20 protein-coding genes are annotated in these 25,513 nt (G+C 60.4%); 1 reads left to right on the forward strand and 19 read right to left on the reverse strand.

Annotation, left to right across the window (positions count from 1 at the left end):
- Positions 1-12: 12 nt before the first annotated feature.
- The 7 genes from recN to DA915_RS10440 form a co-directional block, all read right to left on the reverse strand.
- Complete coding sequence (recN, locus tag DA915_RS10410) at positions 13-1,686, reverse strand: DNA repair protein RecN (RefSeq protein WP_107675774.1); 1,674 nt, start codon at positions 1,684-1,686, stop codon at positions 13-15.
- A 16-nt stretch (positions 1,687-1,702) separates the two neighbouring features.
- Positions 1,703-2,569, reverse strand: coding sequence for an outer membrane protein assembly factor BamD (locus DA915_RS10415; protein ID WP_020809661.1), 867 nt, complete (start codon positions 2,567-2,569; stop codon positions 1,703-1,705).
- Positions 2,570-2,802: 233 nt separating this feature from the next.
- Entirely contained in the window at positions 2,803-3,762 is a 960-nt protein-coding gene (gene lpxC, locus DA915_RS10420) for a UDP-3-O-acyl-N-acetylglucosamine deacetylase (protein WP_004430769.1), read from the reverse strand.
- Between the two features lie 272 nt (positions 3,763-4,034).
- Positions 4,035-5,792, reverse strand: coding sequence for a cell division protein FtsZ (gene ftsZ, locus DA915_RS10425; protein WP_080866288.1), 1,758 nt, complete (start codon positions 5,790-5,792; stop codon positions 4,035-4,037).
- Positions 5,793-5,883: 91 nt separating this feature from the next.
- Positions 5,884-7,215 carry a cell division protein FtsA gene (ftsA, locus tag DA915_RS10430; protein WP_004442783.1) on the reverse strand — a complete coding sequence of 444 codons (1,332 nt, stop codon included), beginning with the start codon at positions 7,213-7,215 and terminating at the stop codon, positions 5,884-5,886.
- The gene (locus tag DA915_RS10435; protein ID WP_004430763.1) at positions 7,212-8,144 is read right to left on the reverse strand and encodes a cell division protein FtsQ/DivIB; all 933 of its coding nucleotides are present in this window, start codon (positions 8,142-8,144) and stop codon (positions 7,212-7,214) included. The genes ftsA and DA915_RS10435 overlap by 4 nt, the downstream gene beginning before the upstream one ends.
- A complete protein-coding gene (locus tag DA915_RS10440; protein WP_107675775.1) occupies positions 8,132-9,058 on the reverse strand; it encodes a D-alanine--D-alanine ligase in 927 nt (308 codons plus the stop codon). Before DA915_RS10440 ends, DA915_RS10435 begins: the two co-directional genes overlap by 13 nt.
- Positions 9,059-9,602: 544 nt before the next feature.
- Between DA915_RS10440 and DA915_RS10445 the strand changes: the two genes are divergently transcribed.
- Positions 9,603-10,907 carry an MFS transporter gene (locus DA915_RS10445; RefSeq protein WP_107675776.1) on the forward strand — a complete coding sequence of 435 codons (1,305 nt, stop codon included), beginning with the start codon at positions 9,603-9,605 and terminating at the stop codon, positions 10,905-10,907.
- An 89-nt stretch (positions 10,908-10,996) separates the two neighbouring features.
- On the opposite strand, the gene DA915_RS10450 is transcribed toward DA915_RS10445, so the two are convergent.
- From DA915_RS10450 to rsmH, 12 genes are all read right to left on the reverse strand, one after another.
- Positions 10,997-11,800, reverse strand: coding sequence for a GGDEF domain-containing protein (locus DA915_RS10450; RefSeq protein WP_031233978.1), 804 nt, complete (start codon positions 11,798-11,800; stop codon positions 10,997-10,999).
- Between the two features lie 206 nt (positions 11,801-12,006).
- Positions 12,007-12,972, reverse strand: a complete 966-nt coding sequence (gene murB, locus DA915_RS10455) for a UDP-N-acetylmuramate dehydrogenase (RefSeq protein ID WP_004430753.1) — start codon at positions 12,970-12,972, stop codon at positions 12,007-12,009.
- Entirely contained in the window at positions 12,969-14,384 is a 1,416-nt protein-coding gene (murC, locus tag DA915_RS10460; RefSeq protein WP_020810683.1) for a UDP-N-acetylmuramate--L-alanine ligase, read from the reverse strand. The genes murB and murC overlap by 4 nt, the downstream gene beginning before the upstream one ends.
- On the reverse strand, positions 14,381-15,517 hold the full coding sequence (gene murG, locus DA915_RS10465; protein ID WP_107675777.1) for an undecaprenyldiphospho-muramoylpentapeptide beta-N-acetylglucosaminyltransferase: 1,137 nt from the start codon (positions 15,515-15,517) through the stop codon (positions 14,381-14,383). The genes murC and murG overlap by 4 nt, the downstream gene beginning before the upstream one ends.
- Before the next feature lie 6 nt (positions 15,518-15,523).
- A complete protein-coding gene (gene ftsW, locus DA915_RS10470; protein ID WP_004430748.1) occupies positions 15,524-16,678 on the reverse strand; it encodes a putative lipid II flippase FtsW in 1,155 nt (384 codons plus the stop codon).
- 5 nt (positions 16,679-16,683) lie between these two features.
- Positions 16,684-18,093 carry a UDP-N-acetylmuramoyl-L-alanine--D-glutamate ligase gene (gene murD, locus DA915_RS10475; protein WP_107675778.1) on the reverse strand — a complete coding sequence of 470 codons (1,410 nt, stop codon included), beginning with the start codon at positions 18,091-18,093 and terminating at the stop codon, positions 16,684-16,686.
- 3 nt (positions 18,094-18,096) lie between these two features.
- On the reverse strand, positions 18,097-19,197 hold the full coding sequence (gene mraY / locus DA915_RS10480) for a phospho-N-acetylmuramoyl-pentapeptide-transferase (RefSeq protein WP_004430746.1): 1,101 nt from the start codon (positions 19,195-19,197) through the stop codon (positions 18,097-18,099).
- Positions 19,198-19,220: 23 nt separating this feature from the next.
- Complete coding sequence (locus DA915_RS10485; protein WP_004430744.1) at positions 19,221-20,654, reverse strand: UDP-N-acetylmuramoylalanyl-D-glutamyl-2,6-diaminopimelate--D-alanyl-D-alanine ligase; 1,434 nt, start codon at positions 20,652-20,654, stop codon at positions 19,221-19,223.
- Positions 20,651-22,120: a UDP-N-acetylmuramoyl-L-alanyl-D-glutamate--2,6-diaminopimelate ligase gene (locus tag DA915_RS10490; RefSeq protein WP_107675779.1), complete on the reverse strand. Its 1,470-nt coding sequence runs from the start codon at positions 22,118-22,120 to the stop codon at positions 20,651-20,653. The genes DA915_RS10485 and DA915_RS10490 overlap by 4 nt, the downstream gene beginning before the upstream one ends.
- Positions 22,121-22,177: 57 nt before the next feature.
- A complete protein-coding gene (locus DA915_RS10495; protein WP_107675780.1) occupies positions 22,178-23,920 on the reverse strand; it encodes a penicillin-binding protein 2 in 1,743 nt (580 codons plus the stop codon).
- Complete coding sequence (locus tag DA915_RS10500) at positions 23,920-24,480, reverse strand: hypothetical protein (protein ID WP_004430738.1); 561 nt, start codon at positions 24,478-24,480, stop codon at positions 23,920-23,922. Before DA915_RS10500 ends, DA915_RS10495 begins: the two co-directional genes overlap by 1 nt.
- Position 24,481: 1 nt before the next feature.
- Positions 24,482-25,507: a 16S rRNA (cytosine(1402)-N(4))-methyltransferase RsmH gene (rsmH, locus tag DA915_RS10505; RefSeq protein WP_107675781.1), complete on the reverse strand. Its 1,026-nt coding sequence runs from the start codon at positions 25,505-25,507 to the stop codon at positions 24,482-24,484.
- Between the last annotated feature and the right edge of the window lie 6 nt (positions 25,508-25,513).

Raw genomic sequence — 25,513 nt, forward strand, 5'->3', positions numbered from 1 at the left:
TGTCGCGAACGATCAGTCCTTGGCGGCAAGCAGACGAGCGGCCGCAGCCCTCGCCTCGTCCGTTACCGATGCGCCGGCGAGCATGCGGGCGATCTCTTCGGTGCGGTGTTTCGGCTCCATGGTGGCCACGCGCGTAGCGATGCGCTCGCTGCCGTCGCCGGATGGGCCTTTGGAAATGAGGAGATGAGTGGCAGCCCGTGCGGCCACCTGCGGCGCATGGGTGACGGACAGGACCTGCACGGTTTTCGACAGGCGGCGCAGCCGCTGGCCGATGGCATCCGCCACAGCGCCGCCAACACCCGTATCGATTTCGTCGAACACCAGCGTCGGCGCCGATCCGCGATCGGCGAGCGCCACTTTCAACGCCAGCAGGAAACGGGACAGTTCGCCGCCCGAGGCCACCTTCATGATCGGACCGGGGCGCGTGCCCGGATTGGTCTGGACGTGAAACTCCACCGTATCGATACCGTCAGCCGTCGCCTGCTCGGGATCGGAGGTCACCTCGACGGTAAACCGCGCCCGCTCGAGCTTCAGCGCCGGAAGCTCGGCCATGACAGCGTTGGAAAGCGCTTCCGCCGCATTGCGGCGTTTGTCGGAAAGCGATTGGGCGGCACGGTCAAAATCGGCCTTTACGACGCCGAGATTGGCCTCGAGCTTGCCGAGTTTTTCTTCACCGGCATCGAGATCGGCGAGATCGGCCACCATTTTTTCGGCGAGAGCCGGAAGGTCAGGCACGGCGACATTATATTTGCGGCCCGCGGCGCGCAGCGCAAAAAGCCGCTCTTCCACCCGCTCCAGCTCACGCGGATCGAATTCGGTGCGGCGCAATGCCGCTTCCACTTCCATCTGCGCATTGGAAAGGCTGTCCAGCGCGGCATCCAGCAATTGCACGGTGTCTTCAAGCAGTCCGGGAGCCTCGTGGCTCTTGCGCTCGAGCCGGCGCATCATGGATGCAATGACAGGCACGGGCGAGGCATTGCCGTTCAGAAACTCGCTGGCCTCAGCGATATCGCCGGCAATGCGTTCGGATTTCTGCATCACCGCCCGGCGCTCGGCTAGTTCATCCTCCTCACCGTCACGCGGCGAGAGCGTTTCCAGTTCTTCAACGGAAGAGCGCAGGTAATCCGCCTCGCGCGCCGCCGCCTCCACCTTGGCGCGGTGCGTCTTCAGGGCCCGGTCAGCATCTTTCCAGGTGCGGTAGAGGCCCTGAACAGCGCGAGCCTCATCGCTCAGCCCGGCAAAGGCATCCAGCAGCGTCCGGTGTGCATCGGTGTCGACAAGCGCGCGATCATCATGCTGGCCGTGGATTTCGACCAGGAATTGACCGAGTTGGCGCATCATCTGCACGCTGATGGCCTGATCGTTGATATAGGCCTTGGTGCGCCCGTCGGAGGATTGTACCCGGCGGAAAATCAGGTCGCCGTCGTCATCGAGACCGTTTTCGCGCAGGAGAAGCCGTGTCGGGTGATTGTTCGGGACCTCGAAAGTGGCGGTAACCTGCCCCTTCTCTTCACCATGGCGCACAAGGCCGCCATCGCCACGGCCACCAAGCGCCAGCGATAGGCTATCGAGAAGAATGGATTTGCCCGCACCCGTCTCGCCCGTCAACACGGAAAGGCCTGCCTCGAAACCGAGGTCAAGCCTTTCGATCAGAACGATATCGCGAATCGAGAGCTGGACCAGCATGGCCTATGCCCCGGTCTCAGGCGCCGATAAGCTTCTTGCCGGCGCGCGAAATCCAGGACCCCTTGTTTTCCCGCGGCTCCAGCCCGCTGCCCTTCAGCAGCTTGTAGGAATCCGAATACCATTGGCTATCAGGATAGTTGTTGCCGAGAACGGCGGCCGCTGTCTGTGCTTCATCCACCAGGCCCATAGCGTAATAGGCCTCAGTCAGACGCGCCAGCGCTTCCTCGATCTGGTTGGTGTTCTGGTACTGCTCGACGACGATGCGGAAACGCGAAACGGCGGCGAGGTATTCCTTGCGCTCAAGGTAATAACGACCGACCTGCATTTCGCGACCGGCGAGCTGGTCACGGGCGAAACGGATCTTGGCCTGCGCGTCGGCGACATATTCCGAATCGGGATAGTCATTGACGACCTTGTTCATCGCCTCGACGGTGCGCTGTGCTGCGCGCTGATCCTGCGTCACGTCGGAAATCTGCTTCGAATAGGCAAGACCGATCATGTACTGAACGTAGGCCGCGTCCTTGGAACGGGGATATTGCCGCAGGAAGCGGCTGCCGTTCGTGATGGCCACATCGTTCTTGTTGGTGCGCGTGGCAATGAAGGTCTGCATGACAAGCGCCTTCTGGCCCCATTCGGTAAAGGGATATTGCTTGTCGATAGCCTCGAACTTGCGTGAGGCTTCCGTCATGTTGCCGGCGTTCATGTTGGCAAGCCCCTGCTTGTACAGAACATCAGGCGGATCGGATTCGAAGCCGAGCTTGGTAATGTCGATATCCGGATCGGACTGGCAGGCCGTGACGACGACACTTGCGCCGACCAACATCAACGAAACGGCGATCCCCCGCATCGTACCCTTCATTGCACCAGACCCTACATGCTTCATTCGACAGTTCCCACTTCCCGCGCAAATACATAAGCATCGGCTTTGCACTGGCGTTCTAGCCATAAAAGCATCCGCAGGGCAACGCAATGATGACGCATTAACGCATTTTTATGGCATCGACCCGTGCAATCGCATGAATATCACACGATATAACGCAACTTCTTGTTCTCATCACGAAAAAGCCGCCCCAAAGGGAGCGGCCTTTTCTGTCAATTGATAGCCTGCGAAAGAACTCAAGCTGACCAGGGTGCAAATTCCGGCATGTTGACCGCAACAAATTCGCGGGCGCGCACCATCTGGTTGCGGGCAGCCGGAGCCTCGACGATCTCGTAAGCGGTGCGGTCGCTCAGCAGGGCCTTCAGCGCATTCGCATTGACCTTATGGCCGCCGCGATAGGACCGGTAGCAACCGATGAACTGCGCGCCGGCAAGCGCCAGGTCGCCCACGGCGTCCAGCGTCTTGTGACGGACGAATTCATCCTTGGCGTAACGCAGGCCTTCCATGTTGATGACGCTATTGTCGTCGGAGATGACAACCGAGTTCTCAAGCGAGGAGCCGAGTGCGTAACCGGCAGCCCACAGGCGCTCCACGTCACGCATGAAGCCGAAGGTGCGGGCGCGCGACAGTTCGTTCTTGAACGTATCCGCCGTGAGGTCGCCCTTCCAGGACTGCTTGCCGATCAGCGGCGTGTCGAAATCGATGTCGACTTCAAAACGCGTGCCGTCATAGGGACGGAACTCCGCCCAGGAGGCGCCCGAATCGATACGCACCGGCTTGGTGACGCGGATGTAACGGCGCTTCACGCCCAGGTTCTTGATGCCAACAGATTCGATCGCCTCGATGAAAGGTGCGGAGCTGCCATCCATGATCGGCGCTTCCGGACCGTCAACCTCAACGACGAGGTTGTCGAGGCCCATGGCGTAGATGGCAGCCATGACGTGCTCGATCGTCGCTACCGACTGGGAGAGCGAACGGCCGAGCACGGTGCACAGATCGGTATTGCCGACATTGGCCGAAACCGCCTTAAGCTCTGTAACGCTGCCATTATCGTGAAGGCGGTGGAAGACGACGCCCGTTCCGGCTTCTGCAGGCTGGAAGGTCATCGAGACCGGATTGCCGGAATGCACGCCAATGCCTTTAAGCTGAACAGCATGTGCGATAGTTGTCTGAAATCCGAGCAGTCCGATAGTCATGCGTCTATGCCTTGTTTTGCAAACCGCGCTGCTTCAGCCAGCGCCGTTCAAGTTTTTCAAGCCGGTTTTTAACGACCGGAAAAGTCAATGTGTTCCTTCACCCAGCCTCATACATACGCACATGTAGGTGCCACGACAAATCACTGTTCGTTTCGGATTGTTACATGCGCAAGTCATTGAAAACGCGAATTAATTTAGTGTTAATAACGTAAAATAAACAAAACGCCCGGATCGTGTGATCCGGGCGTTTCAAGAGGCTTATGGAATCGCCTTTAGTTGGACTGGCGGCGCAGGAAGGCCGGGATTTCCAGCTGGTCATCGTCGTGATGGCTGGACGAGGCAGGCGTTGCACGGCCGTGGTCGTCAAGCTGGCCACGACGCGGTGCGTAGAGGCTTGCTTCCGGCGAAAGCGGGGCGCGGCGCTGCTGCGGTGCCATGCTCGGCGCATCCATCATGTCGGAAGGAACTTCTTCCTCTTCACGGCGGCCAAGCGAGTTGGTGATGCGCTTCAGAAGACCCATCGGGCCACGCTCTTCCTGTGCGGCAGGAGCGGCATGGGTGCGGTGGTCCAGCTCGGCCTTCACGACCGGCGGGAAGTCTTCGACCTTCGGCATGCGAACCGGCTCAGGCTGACGGGCAACCGGCGCGGGTTCCTGGTAGACAGGAGCCTGCGGCTGCTGCATCCGCGGAGCCTGAGCGGCAACCTGTTCCGGAGCGTGATAGACCGGCGCTTGCGCAACCGGTGCCGGAGCGGCCTGCTGAACCGGCTGGGCCGGACGGAGGGCAGCCGGTGCTTCAGCCGGGGAAGATGCGAACAGCTTGCTCTGCGGACGGAAATCCTGGGCGGGCTGCTGGTGTGCGGCGAAACCGAGTTCACGTTCCATTTCGGCTTCCGCCGAACGGATGGTCTGGGCGATCGGGTCTACGGCCTTCTGTGCCTGCGAGACTGCTGCAGGCTGTACTGCGGCCGGAGCGGGAGCAACGGCCGCGGAAGGACGGATAAGCGGCTTGGCAACAGCAGCTGCGGCGCGCATATCGGCAATGTTCTGTTCGCCAACGCCAGCAACGCGGTCGATGCCGGTTGCGACGACGGAGACGCGGATGAGGCCTTCAAGCGCTTCGTCGAAGGTTGCGCCGAGGATGATGTTGGCATCCGGATCGACTTCTTCGCGGATACGGGTCGCCGCTTCGTCGACTTCGAAGAGGGTGAGGTCGCGACCACCGGTGATGGAGATCAGGAGGCCCTGCGCGCCCTTCATCGAGGTTTCGTCGAGCAGCGGGTTGGCGATCGCCGCTTCCGCAGCCTGCATTGCGCGGCCCGGACCGGAAGCTTCGCCGGTGCCCATCATTGCGCGGCCCATTTCGCGCATGACCGAACGGACGTCGGCGAAGTCGAGGTTGATAAGACCTTCCTTCACCATCAGATCGGTAATGCAGGCAACGCCGGAGTAAAGAACCTGGTCGGCCATGGCGAAGGCGTCCGCAAAGGTCGTCTTGTCATTGGCAATACGGAAAAGGTTCTGGTTCGGAATGACGATCAGCGTATCGACGGACTTCTGCAGTTCCTCGATGCCCTGTTCGGCAAGACGCATGCGGCGGCCGCCTTCGAAGTGGAAAGGCTTGGTGACGACGCCGACCGTCAGGATGCCCTTGTTGCGCGCAGCCTGTGCGACGACCGGGGCAGCACCCGTGCCGGTGCCGCCGCCCATGCCGGCGGTGACGAAGCACATGTGGGTACCGTTCAGGTGATCGATGATCTCGTCGATGCACTCTTCAGCAGCCGCGCGGCCGACTTCCGGCTGGGAGCCGGCGCCGAGGCCTTCGGTGACGTTGACGCCGAGCTGAATGACCCTGTCTGCCTTCGTCATGGTCAGCGCCTGCGCATCCGTGTTGGCGACGACGAAGTCGACGCCCTGGAGGCCGGCCGTGATCATGTTGTTGACAGCGTTACCACCACCGCCACCGACACCGAAGACGGTGATGCGTGGCTTCAGCTCTGTGATATCAGGCTTCTGCAGCTGTATCGTCATTTTAACATTCCTTCTTTCTCTGGCCGCATCGCCCCGCTGGCCGATTCTTGAAACTCAACTCTGAAACCTCCGGCTTGCGCCACGAGGCCACTCAAAAACTCTCTTTCAGCCATTGCCCCACCCGGGCTATCCGGCCGCTACCGTTACCAAACGGCGAGAACATTCCGCCTTGCGCCGCATGAATTTCGATGTCCGCCACCTGCGGGTAGATCATCAGTCCGCAGGCGGTTGAAAATGCCGGTCCCTTCGCCGCCACCGGAAGACCGGCAACGCCCATGGGGCGGCCGATGCGAACGTTGCGGGCGAGAATGCGCCGTGCCGTTTCCGGCAGCCCCGTCAGCTGGCTTGCGCCGCCGGTCAGGACAACGCGCTTGCCGACGATGGGACTGAAGCCGGACTTCTGGATACGATCACGGATCAATTCCAGCGTCTCTTCGATACGCGCCCGCACGATGCGGGTTACAAGTGCTCTTGAAACTTGCGATGGTTGATCGCGATCATCTTCGCCAATCGGCGGGATCGAAATCATGTCGCGCTCATCCGCGCCATTCAGCAAAGCCGAACCATGCACCACCTTCAGTCTCTCCGCATCTTCGATTCGTGTCGAGAGGCCTCGTGCAAGATCTGTCGTAACGTGATGGCCGCCAAGGCCGATCGCGTCGGTGTGAATGAGACGGCCTTCGGCGAAAACCGAGATCGTCGTGGTGCCGCCACCCATGTCGATGGCCGCGCAGCCAAGCTCGACTTCATCGTCCACCAGAGCGGCAAGACCGCTGGCATAGGGCGTCGCCACCATACCTTCGACGGAAAGATGCGCGCGGTTGACGCAAAGCTCGAGGTTCTTCAGCGCCGTGCGTTCGACAGTCACGACATGCATGTCAACGCCAAGAAGATCGCCATACATCGACAGCGGATCACGAATGCCGCGCTCGCCATCCAGCGAATAGCCCGTCGGCAGAGAATGCAGGATCGCCCGGTCCTGACGCATGGACTGCTGGCTTGCCGCCACCAGAACCTTGCGCAGGTCGCTTGCTTCCACTTCCTGGCCGCCGAGATCGATGCTCGCGGTATAGATATCGCTAGCCAACCGTCCTGCCGAAACATTGACGATCAGGCTGTCGACGGTAAGTCCCGCCATGCGCTCGGCCGCATCGACCGAAAGGCGGATGACACCTTCCAGCGCGTCAAGATCAGCAATCACGCCGGATTTCACACCACGCGAACGCTGGTGGCCAATGCCGATGATTTCCACCTTGTGGGTGCGGCCAGGCAGGATTTCACTCTCTTGACGCGGCGTCAGCCGGCCGATCATGCACACGACCTTGGTCGAACCGATGTCCAGCACCGAAACGATGTGGCTGCGCTTGGAAGAAAGCGGCTTCAGACGAGGCAGGCCGAAATGGGAAGAACCGAAAAAGCTCATGTGTTCTTCTCCGCTTTCTTGAGAGCCTTGGTGCGCGCGTCGACAGCAGCCTGACGGCGCTCCGTCGCACCTTCGGTCAGCTGGATCGTGGTGCGATCCGCCAGTCTGAGATCGACTGCGGCGACATCTCGCGACAGGACCTTTTCTTCGAGATCAAGCCGCGCCAGCAATTGCAGCGCCTGCGGCAGGTTTTCTTCCGGCAGCTTGACGACGATGCCGTTGTCGAGGTGCAGATCCCAGCGGCGGCCGGCAATGCGTACATAGGCGCGAACGCGGTTGCGGATTTCCGGCCAGTCGGCCAGCTGCTCGACGAAACCGGCAGCGCCCGTTTCCGCGTCGCGTCCAACGAACAGCGGCAGGGAAGCGAATTTATTGTCACGCAGCGGCGCGATGACGCTGCCGCTCTTTTCGATCAGCGACAGTTCCGAGCCATGCTGCCAGATGCCGAAGGCCTGGCGTTCTTTCAGGCGAACCTCGATCGTCTTCGGGTAGACCTTACGGATATCCACGTCTTCCACCCACGGAAGCTGCACGAGCTTGCGGCGCGCCGCATCGATGTCGAGTGCAATCAGCGAGGTGCTGCCATCAAGGCCGAGAAGCTGGAAGACATCGATTTCGGAGGTCTGCAGATTGCCGGAGACCTTCACGTCCTCAACGGCGAAACCCGCAGCAGAGGTCGTCGCCTGCGTAACGATATTCGTGTGGCCGCCGAGCGACATGCCATAAAGGCCAGTCACCGCGTAGAAGGCGACGGCCGAAATCGTGCCGGTATGGGCGGGAATGTGGATGCGTCCGGTCGCAAGGCTGACGCAGAAGCGCACGACACGACGCAGCGGGCGCGGCAGCACCATGCGGTCGTCGGCATTTGCCGTCGCTGCGAATTGCTCGCGCTTTTTTGCCGTCGACTTTTTGCCGGTCACCGCAAACACGAAGCGTCCTCCACCATCCAGCTGACAAGGTTACCAAAGGAGCGGCCAGCATGGGCCGCCATTTCCGGCACCAGGGAGGTCGGCGTCATGCCCGGCTGCGTATTCACTTCAAGCCAGATAACTTCGCCATCTTCTGAGAAGCGGTCGTCGTAACGAAAGTCTGAACGGCTTACGCCACGGCACCCGATCGCCCGATGCGCCATAACCGCCAGTGTTTGAATTTTTTGGTAAATTTTCGGTGAAATTTCTGCCGGAATGACATGTTTCGAGCCACCAGCAGCGTATTTAGCGTCAAAATCATAGAAATTGTGACCGAGCGGCACCACTTCGGTGACGCCAAGCGCGTCGCCGTCGAGCACGCCGCAGGTCAATTCGCGGCCATGGATGTAGCGTTCGACCATCACCTGATCACCATAACGCCATTCCGACGAAGTGAGGATTTGCGGCGGATGCGACTGGTCTTCCTTGACGATGACAACGCCGAAGCTCGAACCTTCACGCACCGGCTTCACCACATAGGGTGGAGCAAGCGGATGTTCGCTGGTGAAATCGAAGCGGTTCATGACGCGCTCGGCAGCAACCGGCACCCCGGCAGCCGCAGCGACTTTCTTCGCCTGCGCCTTGTCCATGGCAAGTGCGGAAGCCAGCACGCCCGAATGTGTATAGGGAATGGCCAGATATTCGAGAATACCCTGAATGGTGCCGTCTTCACCGAAAGGACCGTGCAGCGCATTAAAGGCGACATCCGGGCGCAGCTCATCGAGTACGGCCGCGACATCGCGCCCCACATCGACCCGGGTAACCTTGTAGCCCTCGCCCTCAAGCGCGAGCGCGCAGGCATTGCCCGACGACAGGCTGACTGGCCGCTCCGACGAAAACCCACCCAAAAGAACAGCTACGTGCTTGCCGCCCATCGATACCTCTGACACCAACTCTCCGTTACGAACCACGCCCCGAACCGACCGAATTTGAAGAACGGTGATTCTGGCACATGACCCTTGAGATCAGTTAAACGCCATTAAGGTTAATGAATCGTTTACTTTCGTTAACCACCGCGCCCAACGTGCCAAGTTCCGTTAAAGAATCAGCACCGATCCGGATTCCCTCCTTGGAATCAGAGAGTTGCATGGATTGCAACATGCAGGTTTTCAATGATCGGAAATAAAATCGTACGAGCGCACCTGCTGCTCCGCGATAAAGGCAAGATCGAAACGTTAACGGACGGGATTATTCCCCAGGGAAAATTATCTGGCGTTTCAGCGTTTTAAAACCGCAGCCTGAATCAGTCTCTCAATCGCCGAAGCGCATCCGGCAGCACGCAGCCGAGCCTGTCGCATTCATCAATCACATTATTTGCATTATTTCTTTTTTAGCATTCCATAGGAACAAAAATTGCGTTAACGCAGACATCGCCTCCCAAGGCATGACATTGCAATCATCCAAAATGGAACCAATACCATGACCGACGCGATATCTCCGGTATCGCCGACCGCTGACAATTCGAACGTTGTAAAGACAAATTCGCCTGCACGAGTTCTCACTGCCAGCCTGGTCGGCACGACCATCGAGTTTTTCGATTTTTACGTTTACGCCACGGCCGCAGTGCTCGTGTTCCCCGCCTTGTTCTTTCCGAACAATGACCCGATGACGGCGCTTCTGGCGTCCTTCGCCACCTTCTCCATCGCCTTTTTTGCCCGTCCGCTGGGTGCTGTGGTCTTCGGTCACTATGGTGACCGCGTCGGCCGCAAGACGACACTTGTCGCCGCGCTGCTGACCATGGGTGTATCGACCGTCGTGATCGGCCTCTTGCCCTCCTATGAGACCGCCGGCGTCCTTGCACCGCTGTTGCTGGCGCTGTGCCGCTTTGGCCAGGGCTTTGGCCTTGGCGGCGAATGGGGCGGCGCCGTCCTGCTCGCCACGGAAAACGCGCCTCCCGGCAAGCGCAGCTGGTACGGCATGTTCCCGCAGCTCGGCGCCCCTGTCGGCCTGTTCCTCTCCTCCGGCGTGTTCTGGATCCTGCTGCACTTCATGTCGCAGGAAGCGCTGCTCAGCTGGGGCTGGCGCATTCCCTTCGTCGCTTCGATCATTCTGATCGCGGTCGGCATGTGGGTTCGCCTGTCGATCACCGAGACACCCGACTTCCAGAAAGCGATCGAAAAGGAAGAACGTGTGGCCGTTCCGGTCGCGGAACTGTTCCGCAACCACAAGCGCAGCCTCGTGCTCGGCACCTTCGTGGCGCTGGCCACCTTTGTGCTCTTCTACATCGGTACCGCCTATCTGCTGTCCTATAACGTCAAGGTCCTGAAAATCCCGTTCCTTGACGCGCTGGAAGTGCAGATTCTCGGCTCCATCGTTTTCGGCATCTTCATCCCGATCGCCGGCAAGCTCGCCGAAAAATTCGGCCGTCGTGAAATTCTGATCATTACGACGGTGCTGATCGGCCTGTTCTCCTTCCTGCTGCCCGGCCTGATGACCGGTAACGAAGGCTCCATCTTCGTCTTCGCGGCCCTGGCCATGATGCTGATGGGCATGACCTACGGCCTGATCGGAACGGCGCTCGCCGCCCCCTTCCCGACCCGGGTGCGCTACACGGGCTCGTCGATCACCTTCAACATGGCCGGCATCTTCGGCGCATCGCTGGCGCCTTACATCGCCACATGGCTGCAGGTGAATTACGGCATGGGTTATGTCGGCTACTACCTCTGCGTATCCGCCATCATCACGCTGGCCTGCATTCTGCTTTCCCGCAAGGATGAAGTCTGAGCCACCCAAGGGTTCCGAATATGGGAAGGCCCGAGAAACCTGGCGTTTCACGGGCCTTTTGCTATTCAGCATCTTTTACTGGAAACGCTCTAGGCGACGGACTGACGGATATCCCGCTGGCCCGCCACGCAGATACGATTACGCCCCGCGCCCTTTGCCTGATAAAGCGCAAGATCGGCATTATGCAGGACTTTTTCAAAGACTTCGGCGTCCTTCCGGAAAGCCACTCCGATCGATATGGTGACACCGATCCGCATATCCTGATAGTCGACCGGCACCGCCTCGATGCTCGCCCGCAGCCTTTCGCAAACATCCAGAAACGATGACGACCCTGTCTCGCGCACGACGACGAATTCCTCGCCGCCTATTCTGGCGACTTTGGCAGAGGCGTCAAAGGAAGCACGTATCCGCTGTGCGACGCTGGAAATCACCGCGTCACCGGCCAGATGACTGAACCTGTCGTTCACCGACTTGAAATGATCGATATCGAGGAACGCGACGCAATAATGCTGACCGAGATTCATGCATCCGGCATAAAGCCCGAGCCGATTGCTGAGCCCAGTCAATGCATCGGTATGGCTCAGATGCAAAAAACGCTCGTGCGATTGCGCAAGAATCTTCACTTCCCTGGCATTGAGCCAGCAGACCAGCCACGTCATCGTGAATGCGATGACGGAACACAAGGTAACGCCGAGTATAAGACCGTTGACAAGGTCCGTCACCAGCCCGAACTGCGCCAGGAGAACCAGACCGCCGGAACATATCAGCAGAGCCATGATCGTTGTGACACAGGCAACCCGAAACGAAAATTCCAAAGGTTCAAGCCGCCTGCGGCCCTCTGGCGTCGCAATCGAAAAACTCATCATTTCGATCAGTTTTCTCCAGAGATCCAAGACCGTCTCCAATAGTACCTAAATCAAATCACTGAAAATTCTTGTCAAACACCCTTTGATCGACGAGCGGCATGCTATCTGAGATAACATGCCGCTCGTCGCTTATGTCAAAAAACTATAAGATACAACTATTGACCGACCGTTACGGCCAACGCCAACGGTCATATGACGGAGAAGCCCCTGTAAGAAAATCGGAAGCCAAAAACTCAGCTTCCCAGAAAAGGCTCCACCTCACGGCCCGGCATGAAAAGCCCTAGCCGCTTGATTTCCCACTCCAGCCGGATGCCCGACTTCTCGAACACGCGCTTGCGGATGGTCTCACCCAGATATTCCAGATCGTAGCCGGTCGCATGGCCGGTATTGATCATGAAATTGCAATGCAGTGATGACATCTGCGCGCCGCCGATGACCAGACCGCGGCCGCCCGCCTCATCGATGAGTTCCCATGCGGAATGACCTTCGGGATTCTTGAAGGTCGAACCACCGGTCTGCTCACGGATCGGCTGAACTGTTTCGCGATGGTGACGCACGGCGTCCATATCGGCGCGGATTTTCGCCTTGTCTTCCGGATAACCCTCGAACAATGCGCCGGTGAAGATCAGGCCCTTGTCGGCGCCGGAATGGCGGTAGCTGTAGCCCATATCGGCATTGGAAAGCACATGTTGCTTACCCTGACGGTCAACCGCATAGACTTCCACCACGCGCTCGCGCGTCTCACCGCCGTTTGCGCCCGCATTCATACGCAGCGCACCGCCGATGGAGCCGGGAATGCCGTAATAGAAATGGAAGCCGCCAATGCCGTTATCCATGGCCATGGCCGCAATATGCTTGTCCGGGCAGATCGCACCGGCCTTGATGCGGTTTTCGCCGGCAAGCTCCACCTGGCCGAAACCCTTGGCCGACAGACGGACGACAACGCCCGGGATGCCGCCATCGCGCACCAGAAGGTTGGAGCCGACGCCGACCACCGTCAGCGGCACGTCTTCCGGCAGAATTTTCAGGAAGGCAATCAGATCATCGGTATCGTGCGGCTGGAACATGACTTCCGCCAGACCGCCGGCTCTGAACCACGTCACGCGGTCCATGGGCGCATCCGGTGTCAGACGTCCCCTCAGTTCGTTTACCCCGTCGCCGAGCCTCCCCAGCAATTTAACCCCATCGACCTGTCTCATTCAGACTTTCCTGATATGCTCTTCAATTCCGAAGGCAGCGCTGCTGCCCATTGCGTGATATTTCCAGCCCCCAAGAGAACCACGAAATCACCCGGATTCGCAATGCCTGCAACCACTGAGGCGAGATCTTCCCGTTTCTCAAGAAAACGGGCGTCACGATGGCCGGCGGCCTTGATGGCCGAAACCAGCGCTTCCGAACTTGCGCCTTCGATCGGATCTTCGCCCGCAGCATAAACCGGGGCAAGAAGAATCGTATCCGCATCGTTGAAACAATGCGCGAAATCGTCAAACAGGCTGGAAAGGCGGCTGTAGCGGTGCGGCTGATGCACCGCGATGATACGGCCCTTGCAGGCCTCCCGCGCCGCCGCCAGCACAGCCTTGATCTCGACCGGGTGATGGCCGTAGTCGTCGAAGACCTGTACGCCATTGGCTTCGCCCGTCAGCGTGAAACGCCGCTTGACGCCTGCGAAGGAGGCGAGACCCTTCTTGATGTCAGCTTCCGAAATACCGAGACGATTGGCGACGGCAATCGCGGCCGTCGCGTTCGAAACATTGTGTCGGCCGGGCATCGGCAGGACGAGGTCCTTGAAGGAGAATATCTTGCCGGTACGACGACGGCGAATTTCCACGTCGAAAACCGAGCGTGTGCCATCGATGCGCACATTCGAAAAACGCACGTCGGCCTGCGGGTTTTCACCGTATGTGATGACCTTGCGATCCTCGATGCGGCCGACCAGCGCCTGCACTTCCGGGTGGTCAAGGCACATGACGCCGAAGCCGTAGAACGGCACGTTCTCGACGAACTGGCGGAACGCCGCGCGCACAGCATCAAAATTGCCGTAATGGTCCAGATGCTCCGGATCGATATTGGTAATGACGGCCACGTCGGCCGGCAGCTTCAGGAAGGTGCCGTCGGATTCGTCGGCCTCCACCACCATCCACTCGCCCTCGCCCATACGGGCATTGGTGCCATAGGCATTGATGATGCCGCCATTGATGACGGTCGGGTCGAGATTGCCGGCTTCCAGCAGGGTCGCGACCATCGAGGTCGTCGTCGTCTTGCCGTGGGTGCCGCCAATGGCGATGGCGTTACGGAAACGCATCAGCTCTGCCAGCATTTCGGCACGGCGAACGATCGGCAGGTGTTTTTCCCGCGCGGCGATGAGCTCCGGATTGTTCTTCTTGATGGCGGTGGAAACGACCACGACCTCGGCATCACCGAGATTGTCCGCCGTATGGCCGACGAATACTTCGATGCCCTTGTCGCGCAAGCGCTGCACATTGGCGCTGTCGGCCTGATCCGACCCCTGAACGCGGTGGCCGAGATTGTGAAGCACTTCGGCAATGCCGCTCATGCCGATCCCGCCTATGCCGATGAAATGGACAAGGCCTATGGCTTTCGGCATCTTCATGCCTCAACTCCTTCATTCTTCTTCTTGAATTCCTGTACGGACTGGCCGGAGGCAATGGCCTCCACCAGATCGGCCAGCACATCCGCCGCATGCGGTTTACCCGTTGCCTTGGCCGCCGCTGCCGTTGCCGAAAGACGATCCGGTTCCGAAAGCGCCGAGGACAGGAGGCCGGAGAGCTTCTGCGGCGACAATTCCGCCTGCTTGATGACGCTAGCCCCGCCCGCCGCCGAAAGTGCTGCCGCATTGGCGGCCTGATCGTGATCCAGCGCATGCGGATAAGGCACGAGGATCGACGGGCGGCCGATCACCGACAGCTCCGATACCGTCGAAGCGCCCGAGCGGCTGATCACCAGATCGGCCTCGCCGATGCGCGACGCCATGTCGCCGAAGAAGGGCGAAACGTCAGCCTTTACGCCAAGCTTCTGGTAGGAGGCGATGACACTGTCCTTGTCTTCAGGACGCGCCTGCTGGGTGACGACGATGCGCTTGCGCTGCTCGTCTTTCAGCAGGCAGATAGCCGCAGGCACCGCGCTCGAAAAGAACTGCGCGCCCTGGCTGCCGCCGAACACGACAAGCTGAAAAGTTTCACCCGTCTGCGACGGGGTATAGGGAATTTCAGAAGCCGCCAGCACCGCCGGGCGCACCGGATTGCCGGTCGCCACCGTCTTGTCGGAATATTGGCCATTGGCGGGCGGCAGGAAGCCGCCGGCGATCGCCTTCACACGGCCTGCCAGCGCCTTGTTAGCGCGACCCATCACAGCATTCTGCTCGTGAATGATGGAAGGCACGCCAAGGCCGGTGGAAGCCAGAAGCGGCGGCACGGTGGGATAACCACCGAAACCGACAACCGCGACCGGCTTAAGTTTCGCCACCAGCCGGCGCGCCGCACGCAGGCCAACCCAGAGCTTCCAGAGCGAACGCGCCACGGAAATCGGGTTTTTCGAACCGATGGTGGCAGACGGCACCACATGGATTTCATCCGCCGGGAACTTGCCGGCATAACGCTCGGCGCGGCTGTCGGTGACGAGATGCACCTGATAACCGCGCGCCTTCAGCGTATGCGCGAGCGCCTCCGCCGGAAAAACATGGCCGCCGGTTCCCCCGGCGGCAAGAAGAACAATACCCTTGCTCATGATCGTTTACTCCGCGGGAACGCCGGAACCGACGCGGAAGAAACTCCGCTCCTGCGCCCGCTTTTCGGGTCTGTGGCGTGTCAGCGCCAGAAGGAAGCCGGCGGTCACGCAGATCGCCATCATCGACGAACCACCATAAGAAATCAGCGGTAGCGTCATGCCCTTGGCGGGCATCAGCTCGAGATTAACGCCGATATTGATCATCGACTGCATGCCGATCTGCAGCACGAGACCGGCGACGGCAAAACGGCAGAAATCGTCCTTCTCCTTGAAGGCGTGCGACAGGCCGCGCAGCACGATGAAGGCGAAGATCGCAACGAGGAACATGCAGAAAACGATACCGAATTCTTCCGCCGCCACCGAGAAGATGAAGTCGGTATGGCTGTCGGGAATGATGCGCTTGACGATGCCTTCACCCGGTCCGCGACCGAACCAGTCACCACGAATGATCGCTTCGCGTGCGGTATCGACCTGGAACGTATCGCCCTCACCCGTCCAGAACCGGTCGATACGACCGGCGACGTGCGGCAACATGAGATAGGCGGTCACAATGCCGCCGACGCCAAGGCCGCCGAGCATGATGATCCAGAACCATGGTACACCGGCCATGAAGAACATGCCGCCCCAGACCACGGAGGTCAGAATGGTCTGGCCGAAGTCCGGCTGCGCGATCAGGAGTGCGGCCACGATACCGAAAGTGATGATGGCAAAGAGATTGCCCGGAATTTCCGGATGGCGCGCCCGCTCGGCAAAAAGCCATGCGCAGACGATGACGAAAGCCGGCTTCATGAATTCCGACGGCTGGATCGAGAAGGTGCCGATGGAAATCCAGCGCCGCGCACCCTTGACCTCAATGCCGAAGAACAGCGCGAAGATCATCATCAGCAGCGAGGCGATCAGCATGATGACCGCCACGCGGCGCACCTGGCGCGGCGACAGGAAGGACAGGCCGACCATGATCGCCAGCGACGGCACCATGAACATCGCCTGACGTTCCACGAAGAAGAAGCTGTTGAGGCCGATGCGCTCGGCAACCGCAGGCGATGCCGCAAAGGACAACATCAGGCCAATGCCCATCAGCGCTATGAACGCCGCCAGAAAGAAACGGTCGATGGTCCAGAACCATTCCGCGACCGGACCTCGATCAACTCGGCTTACCATGGCCTTCAGCCCCCTTTTCCAGAGTCAACCAGCATCGTCATGCCATCGAGCGCCGCGACCTGCGCGACGAACGAATCACCTCTGATTTCAAAGTTCTTATATTGATCGAAGCTTGCGCAAGCCGGGGACAACATCACGATATTGCCGGCCGTCGCATCTTTTTCCGCATCCGCCGCCGCATGCTGCACCGCCTTGTCCAGCGTGCCGGATATTTCATAAGGCACCGCTTCGCCGAGCGTCGCCGCAAATTCCGCAGCCGCCTCGCCGATCAGATAGGCCTTGGCGATGCGCGGAAACAGCGGCGAAAGACTGGTAATGCCGCCCGCTTTCGGCAGACCGCCGGCGATCCAGTAAATGCGGTCGAAACTCGAAAGTGCCGGTGCCGCAGCATCGGCATTGGTCGCCTTGCTGTCGTTGACGAAGGTGACATTGCCACGTCGGCCAACCGGCTGCATGCGGTGCTTGAGGCCGGGGAAAGACTTCAGGCCAGCGCGAACTTCATCCTCGGAAACACCGACCGCGAGGCAGGCCGCAATTGCCGCCGCCGCATTCTGCGCATTATGGCTGCCGCGAAGCGTCTGGATACCGTCGAGATCGACCAGCAGCGAGGACTTACCGCCGTGGGCCCGCAGGATGCGGCTGCCTTCGGCATAAAGACCTTCGGAAACGACATTGCGCTTGGAAATGCGTTCCACCTTGACACCGGCGCGTTCGATACAGTCGGCAATCAGCGTCGAATGGCTGTCATCAACACCAACGATTGCCGTGCCGCTGCCCGCCACCAGCCGTTCCTTGACGTCGGCATAATGCTGCATCGTGCCATGTCGGTCGAGATGGTCAGGCGTCAGATTGAGCAGGATACCGGCAGTCGGATTGATCGTCGGCGCCAGATCGATCTGGTAGGACGAGCACTCGACCACGTAAAAGCGCTGCGCCTTCGGCGGATCGAGGCTCAGCACCGCCGTGCCGATATTGCCGCCGAGCTGCGTATCGCGGCCCGAAGCCTTGAGAATATGCGCGATCAGCGCCGTCGTCGTCGACTTGCCGTTGGTGCCGGTGATGGCGATGAAAGGGCAATCCGGCGCATGGGCGCGGCGCTCACGGATGAAAAGCTCGATATCACCGATGATTTCGACGCCCGCTGCCTTCGCAAGGTCGACCGACCAGTGCGGCTTCGGATGCGTCAACGGCACGCCGGGCGCCAGCACAAAGGAAGAAAACGAGGCCCAGTCAATCGTGTGCAGGTCCGCCGTGGTGATGCCTTCGGCCTCAGCCTTCGCGACGCTGTCGGGATTGTCGTCGAAAGCAACGACATCGGCTCCGCCGGCAACCAGCGCCCGGGCGGTAACGAGGCCCGAACCGCCGAGCCCGAAGAGAGCGACTTTCTTACCCCTAAACGACGTGACCGGGATCATCGCTCACCTCAGCTTCAGGGTGGCGAGGCCGAGCAGCGCAAGGCCCACGGAGATGATCCAGAAACGGATCACCACCTGGCTTTCCGTCCAGCCTTTTTTCTCGAAGTGGTGATGGATCGGCGCCATCAGGAAAACGCGCCTGCCGGTGCGCTTGAACCAGAAGACCTGGATGATGACCGACAGCGTTTCCATCACGAAGAGACCACCGACGATGACCATGACGATCTCGTGCTTGGTGGCGACAGCGATCGAGCCGATCAGGCCGCCGAGCGCCAGCGAACCCGTATCGCCCATGAAGATGGCGGCAGGCGGCGCGTTGAACCACAGGAAGCCGAGGCCCGCGCCGATGACCGCGCCGACGATAACGGCAAGCTCACCCGTGCCGGGCACGAAATTGATCTGCAGGTAATTGGCAAAAACCGCGTTGCCGGCGAGATAGGCGATCACGCCGAAGGTAGCGGCAGCGATCATGACGGGCACGATGGCAAGCCCATCGAGACCATCCGTCAGGTTCACCGCGTTACCCGCGCCGACGATGACGAAAGCACCGAAGAGCACGAAGAAATAACCGAGATTGATCACGAGTTCCTTGAAGAAGGGAAAGGCGATGGAGCTGCCGAGCGTGCCGCCATGCGGTGCGGAAGCTAGCGCCATCTTCATCATGAAGAACACGGCAATCGCCGCAATCAGGAATTCGATGCCGAGACGGGCCTTGCCGGAAAAGCCCTTGTCGCTCTGTTTCGTGACCTTGAGATAATCGTCGTAAAAGCCGATTGCCCCGAAACCGAGCGTCACCATCAAAACGGCAACGACATAGACATTCGAGAGGTCGCCCCAGAGCAGCGAACCGCCGAGGATACCGGCAAGGATCATCAGCCCGCCCATGGTCGGCGTGCCGGCCTTCTTGAAATGCGTCTGCGGCCCATCGGCACGGATCGGCTGGCCCTTGCCCTGACGCACGCGCAGCGAGTTGATGATGGCCGGCCCAAACAGGAAGACGATCAACGCAGAGGTGAACATCGCCGCCCCCGCCCGGAAGGTGATGTACCGGAAGAGGTTGAAGACTTGAATTTTATCCGACAGTTCGACGAGCCAGATCAGCATAATTGCCCTTTCAAAAGGCTATTTCAGACTTGGCGTTCCGTCTCGGGGAATGCCGGATACTTGTCAAGCAGCGCGGCGACAATCTTGCCGAAACCGAGGCCAAGTGACGATTTTACCATCAGCGCGTCTCCCGGTTGCACCCATTGCAGGGCGAAATCGGTGAGTTCCGCCGTCGTCGGGAACCAGATGACGGTCACGCTATCAGGCAGCGCATCGCGCAGCGCCGCCATTGCCTCGCCCGCAAGCCACACATGTTCGATACCGGCCGCGAGCAACGGCCCGGCCAGTTCCTCATGCAGCTGCGCGGAAAACTCACCCATCTCCAGCATATCGCCGAGAACGGCGACGCGCCGGCCGTGACCCTGCGTTTCCGTTTCCGCCAGCACGGCAATCGCGGCGCGCATGGAGGCCGGATTGGCATTGTAGCTTTCATCAATCAGCAGGAAGGAGCCGCCATTGATGGAGAGATGGTGGCGCTGGCCACGCCCCTTCACCGCCTCGAGCGATCCCAGCGCCTCAAAGGCGCGGTCGAGATTGGCGCCCGTTACGGCAACCGCGCCAAGGACCGCCATGGCGTTATCGGCGATGTGCCGGCCGGGAATATTGATGTGCAACTCGCTGGTTTCGCCGTTCAGTATCGCCCAGATCGTCGAGCCCGTCGCCGTGCTCTCGAAATCCGCGAGGCGGAAATCCGCCTTGGCGTGCTGCCCGAAGGTGAGGATATGTTCGATGCCCTGTTCCTGCGCCGCCTCTTCAAGCTGCTCGAACTGGGCATTATCGCGGTTGAGGATGACGGAACCACCCTCCTCCAAACCTTCGAAAATCTCGGCCTTGGCTGCGGCGATCTCTTCGATATTCTTGAAATTGCCGAGATGGGCAGGCGCAATCGTGGTGATGATCGCCACATGCGGGCGGACCATCTTCACCAGCGGCCGGATTTCGCCGGAATGGTTCATGCCGATTTCGAACACGCCGAATTCCGTATCGGCGGGCATGCGCGCCAGCGTCAGCGGCACGCCCCAATGGTTGTTGAAGGAGGCAACCGCCGCATGCACCCGGCCCGATGGGGCCAAGGCCTGCCGCAGCATTTCCTTGGTCGTCGTCTTGCCGACCGAGCCGGTCACCGCGATGATGCGCGCTGACGTTCTTTCACGCGCCGCAATGGCGAGTTTACCGAGTGCGGTAAGAACATCTTCCACGACGATCATCGGCACCGTCAGACGGCCAAGAGCCGGCAGTTTGCCTTCGGCCACGACGAGCAGACTGGCCCCGTTGGCGACGGCAAAACTCGCATAGTCATGGCCGTCAACCCGGTCGCCCTTGATGGCGAAAAAGGCCTCGCCGGCTTTGACAGTCCGGCTATCGATGGAAATGCCGGTGATTCCGGTCGACAGGTTGCCCACGGGGCGTCCTGCCGTAATGGCGATCATGTCGGCGACTGTCCATAACCAGCTCAAATTTTCGATCCTTCCAGCCCTGCCAGTGCAGCGCGCACCTGTTCATGATCGGAAAACGGCAGCGTCACGGAACCGACGATCTGCCCCTCCTCATGCCCCTTGCCCGCGACGATCAGCGTATCGCCATGCGACAGCATCGACACCGCATGCCGGATCGCCTCCGCCCTGTCGCCGATTTCCAATGCGCCGGGTGCCGCCGCCATGACTTCCGAACGGATCGTCGCGGCGTCTTCCGAGCGCGGATTGTCGTCGGTGACGATGACGATGTCGGAAAGCCGCGTCGCAACCTCGCCCATGATCGGGCGTTTGCCCTTGTCACGGTCGCCGCCGCAGCCGAAGACGGTGACGATGCGGCCAGAGGTGAAAGGCCGGACCGAGGTCAGCACGTTCTCCAGCGCATCCGGCTTGTGGGCGTAATCCACATAGGCGAGCGCACCGTTCCCCGTCTGGCCGACAAGCTCCAGACGTCCGGCAGCACCGATCAGCTTCTCAAGCGCCTTGAGCGCTGTTGTCGCGGCAACGCCGGTGGACATGGCGAGACCTGCAGCGACGAGAGCATTCGCAACCTGAAAATCACCCGCCAGCGGGATGTCGACTTCATGGATCACGCCGTCATGATGCACTTCGATCATCTGCTTGTGACGGAAGTGCTCGACGCGCTTCAGTGTCAGATAATCACCCTTGCGGCCGACGGTGCGCACATCGAGACCCGCTTCGCGCGCCGCCCTTATTGCCTGGTCCGACCACGGATCGTCAGCAAAGATCACTGCGGGAGAGCCCTTCTCCATCAGCGTATCGAAGAGCCGCATCTTCGCGGCCATATAGTCCTCGACGGTCGGATGATAATCCATGTGGTCGCGGCCAAGATTGGTGAAACCGGCGGCTGCCAGCTTCACTCCATCGAGACGGCGCTGGTCGAGACCATGGCTGGATGCCTCCATCGCCGCGTGGGTCACGCCTTCGGCCGCAAGTTCGGCCAGAAGCGCATGCAGCGTCACGGGATCGGGCGTGGTGAGCGCGCCATAATCCTCGCGGCCGGGAGCGATGACACCCGTGGTGCCGATCTGTGCGGCGGCATGGCCGGCGAAAGCCCAGATCTGCCGCACGAAGGAGGCGACGGACGTCTTTCCCGCAGTGCCGGTGACGGCGACCATGGTTTCCGGCTGTTTTCCGTAAAAACGGGAAGCGGCAAGGGAGAGATAAAGGCGTGGATCCGTGACGGAAAGCACCGGCACGTCGGCATCCAGCGCATGTCCGGAAACGACGGCAACCGCACCCTTGGCAACCGCGTCCTTCACATAGGCCGCGCCATCCGCCCTGGTGCCCGCAACCGCCACGAACAGGCTGCCGGGCGCAGCCTTGCGGCTGTCTGCGGTGATCCCCCCGATTTCGATCGCCCCGATCTCAGACAGGAGCAATTCTTTCAATTCCGGAAACGCATTTCCGGATATATCTCGCAAATTCATCGACTGTGTCCGTCTTGTCCCCCCGGCGCGAATCGCCGGAATATCATAAGCTAACAATCAATAAGACACGAGCAAGGCCGAGCCATCCTTGCCGAACTTCGGCTTCACGCCCAGCACCGCCGCCGTGCGGGTGATGATATCGCGCACCATCGGCGCCGCAGACGTGCCGGCAAGCGCTGCGCCGTTGCCCTTGTCCGTCTTCGGCTCATCGATGAAAGACAGCACGACATATTGCGGGTCATCCATCGGAAAGGCCGAGAGGAAGGCGTTGAAGTTCTTGTCGTGCACGTAACGTCCGTTGACGACCTTGTCGGCCGTACCGGTCTTGCCCCCGACGTTGAAACCGTCGACGCGCGCATTGCGGCCCGAACCGTTGACGCCGTTCCACTCGAAGAGGAAACGCATGTCCTTGCTGGCGCCGGGCTTCAGAACCTGCTTCGCCACCTGATCGGCCTGTTCGCGGGTACGCGGCAGGAAAGTCGGTTCGATCAGTTTGCCGCCATTGACAAGTGCTGCACCGGCGACTGCCGTCTGCAGCGGCGTCGTGGAAACGCCGTGGCCGAAGGAAATGGTGATGGAGTTGATCTTCTTCCATTCGCGAGGCTGCGACGGCAGCGCCACTTCAGGCAATTCGGTCTGCATGCGGGTCAAAAGGCCAAGCCGCGTCAGGAATTCCTTGTGGCCTTCCGTTCCCACGGTGTCGGCGATCTTGGCCGTACCGATGTTGGACGAAAACTGGAAGATTTCCGGCACCGAAAGCATTCGGCCCTTGCCGTGGAAGTCCTTGATGGTGAAACCGCCGATGCGGATCGGATAACGCGCATCGAAAGTATCGCCGAGACGGACGCGGCCCGAATCGAGACCCATGGCAATCGTGAAGGACTTGAAGGTGGAACCCATTTCGAACGTGCCGTTCGACATGCGGTTGAGCCAGCCTTCCTTGGCACCTTCGGCCGGGTTGTTCGGGTCGTAATCCGGCACGGAGGCCATGGCGAGCACTTCGCCGGTATGCACATCCAGAACCACCGCGCCGGCGCCAATCGCCTGGAACTTGGTGATGGCCGAGGTCACGACTTCACGGACAATGGACTGCACGCGCAGATCGATGGATAGCTTCACCGGTTCCAGCGGCTGGTCGCTGGTCATGCCGAGCGCCGTCAGATCGGCAAGGCCCTGGCTGTCGACGTACCGTTCCATGCCGGCAACGCCACGGTTGTCGATGTTGACGTGGCCGACGACATGCGCAGCGGTCGGCCCGCCGGGATAAAAGCGGCGCTTTTCCGGACGGAAGCCGACGCCGGGAATACCGAGCGCAAGAATCTGGCTCTGCTGCTTCGGCGTCAGCTGACGGCGCAGCCACTGAAAGCGCGAATTGGAAGAAAGCTTCTGATAGGTGCCGCGCTGGTCGAGATCCGGCAGGACAGTACGCAGCTTCTCAATGGCCTCGTCGATATCGACGATGCGATGTGGTTCGGCAAACAGCGAGACGGTGCGGATATCGGTGGCCAGAACCTCGCCGTTGCGATCAAGAAGATCGGGGCGCGACGCCATCAGCCGATCTGCGGGCGCGATGCTCGACACTGTTTCCTGTTCCGCCATGCCATATTGCACGAGACGGCCGCCCACGACGGCATAAAAGGCGACAAAACCGAAAATCAGAAGGCCAACGCGGCTTTTCGCCTGGGCGGCCCGCCTCTTGCGGGCGCCCTCAAACGCCGCATGGTCGGTATAGACACCGGTGGTGCTGGCGGAAAAGTGAGCCTTGCTCTTCAAAACCATGACGCGGGAGAGAAAAGACATCAGCGGTTCACCGATCCTGTTATGGTTTCATCCATATCGCCGGTTTCATCACCAGCGGCGGCGGAGGCGACCGGTACAGGCGCCGGTGCCGGACGTGAAACGCGCGCACGTGGCGTGGGCACCGGAACGCCGTTGACAGCGATCTGGCCCGCAGGCGGCGATTTGGGCTTCGAAGCGCCACCGAGGGTAGCCCCCGGCTTGGAGCCATTAACGGCAGCGGCGATGACATCCTCGACGCTCATGCCTTCAGGCTCAGGCGGCTGCGGCAATTGCGAGCGCAGCATGGGCAACTCGCGCGGCTGCGCCAGCTGCGTCGGCAGCGTCGGTGAAAGACCGAGTTCCGTTTGATAGGCATTCACCAGCCGGTGCAGACGGTTCGGCTGCGTCAAGAGCGCCCAGTCGGCCCTCAAAAGATCGATCGTATCCTTTTCAAGCTTGATCTCGGCCTCCAGCTTGCGGACTTCCTCAAGCTTCAGATCGGCCTTGTGCTTGATCGAATAGGTCACGACAGCCGCAGCGACCATGACCCCCATCAAGATGACATCGAAAGTGCGCAGCATATCAGCCTCCCATCTTTTCAAGGCTGGCGAGATCGGGAAGCTCGAAAATCGAGAAATCTGCAGCGCGCGCCGGGGCTGTGGTGCGCAGGCCAGCGCGAAGCTTGGCCGAGCGAGCCCGCGGATTAAGTTCCGCCTCCTCGTCGCTGGCGGCGATCATTGGCTTGCCGATGTTCTCGAAAATGGCCGGCTTATCCCCCACCATCGGCAGATGCCGGGAACCGGCGGCCTTGCCCGAACGGTCGGAGAAGAATTTCTTGACGATACGGTCTTCCAGCGAATGGAACGTGACGACGACCAGCCTTCCGCCGGGCTTCAAAACCTGCTCGGCGGCAAACAAAGCCTGCGCCAGCTCGCCCAGCTCATCATTGACGAAAACGCGCAGCGCCTGAAACACGCGCGTTGCGGGATGGATCTTGTCCTTCGCCTTGCGCGGCGTGACGATCTCGATAAGGCCCGCCAGATCACGGGTGGTTCGGAACGGCTCTTCCGCCCTCTTCTTTTCAATGGCGCGGGCAATGCGGCCTGGCTGCTTCTCTTCACCGAGAAAACCGAAGATGCGGATCAGATCGCTGACCTTGGCGCGATTGACGACATCGGCCGCCGAGACGCCGGAAGCGGACATGCGCATATCGAGGGGGCCGTTTTTCTGGAAGGAAAAACCGCGCTCGGCCTCATCGATCTGCATGGAAGACACGCCGATATCGAGAACGACGCCATCAAGCCCGCCTTCAGGCGCATGCTTCGCGAGCTCGGAAAACTGAGACTGAATAAGCGAGAGCCGGCCGCCATTGGCGGCAACCATGGCCTGGCCGCCGGCGATCGCAGTCGGATCGCGGTCGAGTGCGATGACATTGGCGCCCTGATCGAGAATGGCCTGGCTATAACCGCCGGCGCCGAAAGTACCATCGAGAATGATCTTGCCGGGCGCTGGCTCCAGCGCGGCAATGACTTCGCGAAGCAGGACAGGGATGTGACGCTGAGGTCCGCCATCGGCATCAGAAGATCGTCCGCCAGAATTCGCCGCCATCCCGTG

The organism is Agrobacterium sp. LAD9 (genome assembly GCF_003031125.1).
GTDB classification, from domain to species: Bacteria; Pseudomonadota; Alphaproteobacteria; order Rhizobiales; family Rhizobiaceae; genus Agrobacterium; species Agrobacterium radiobacter.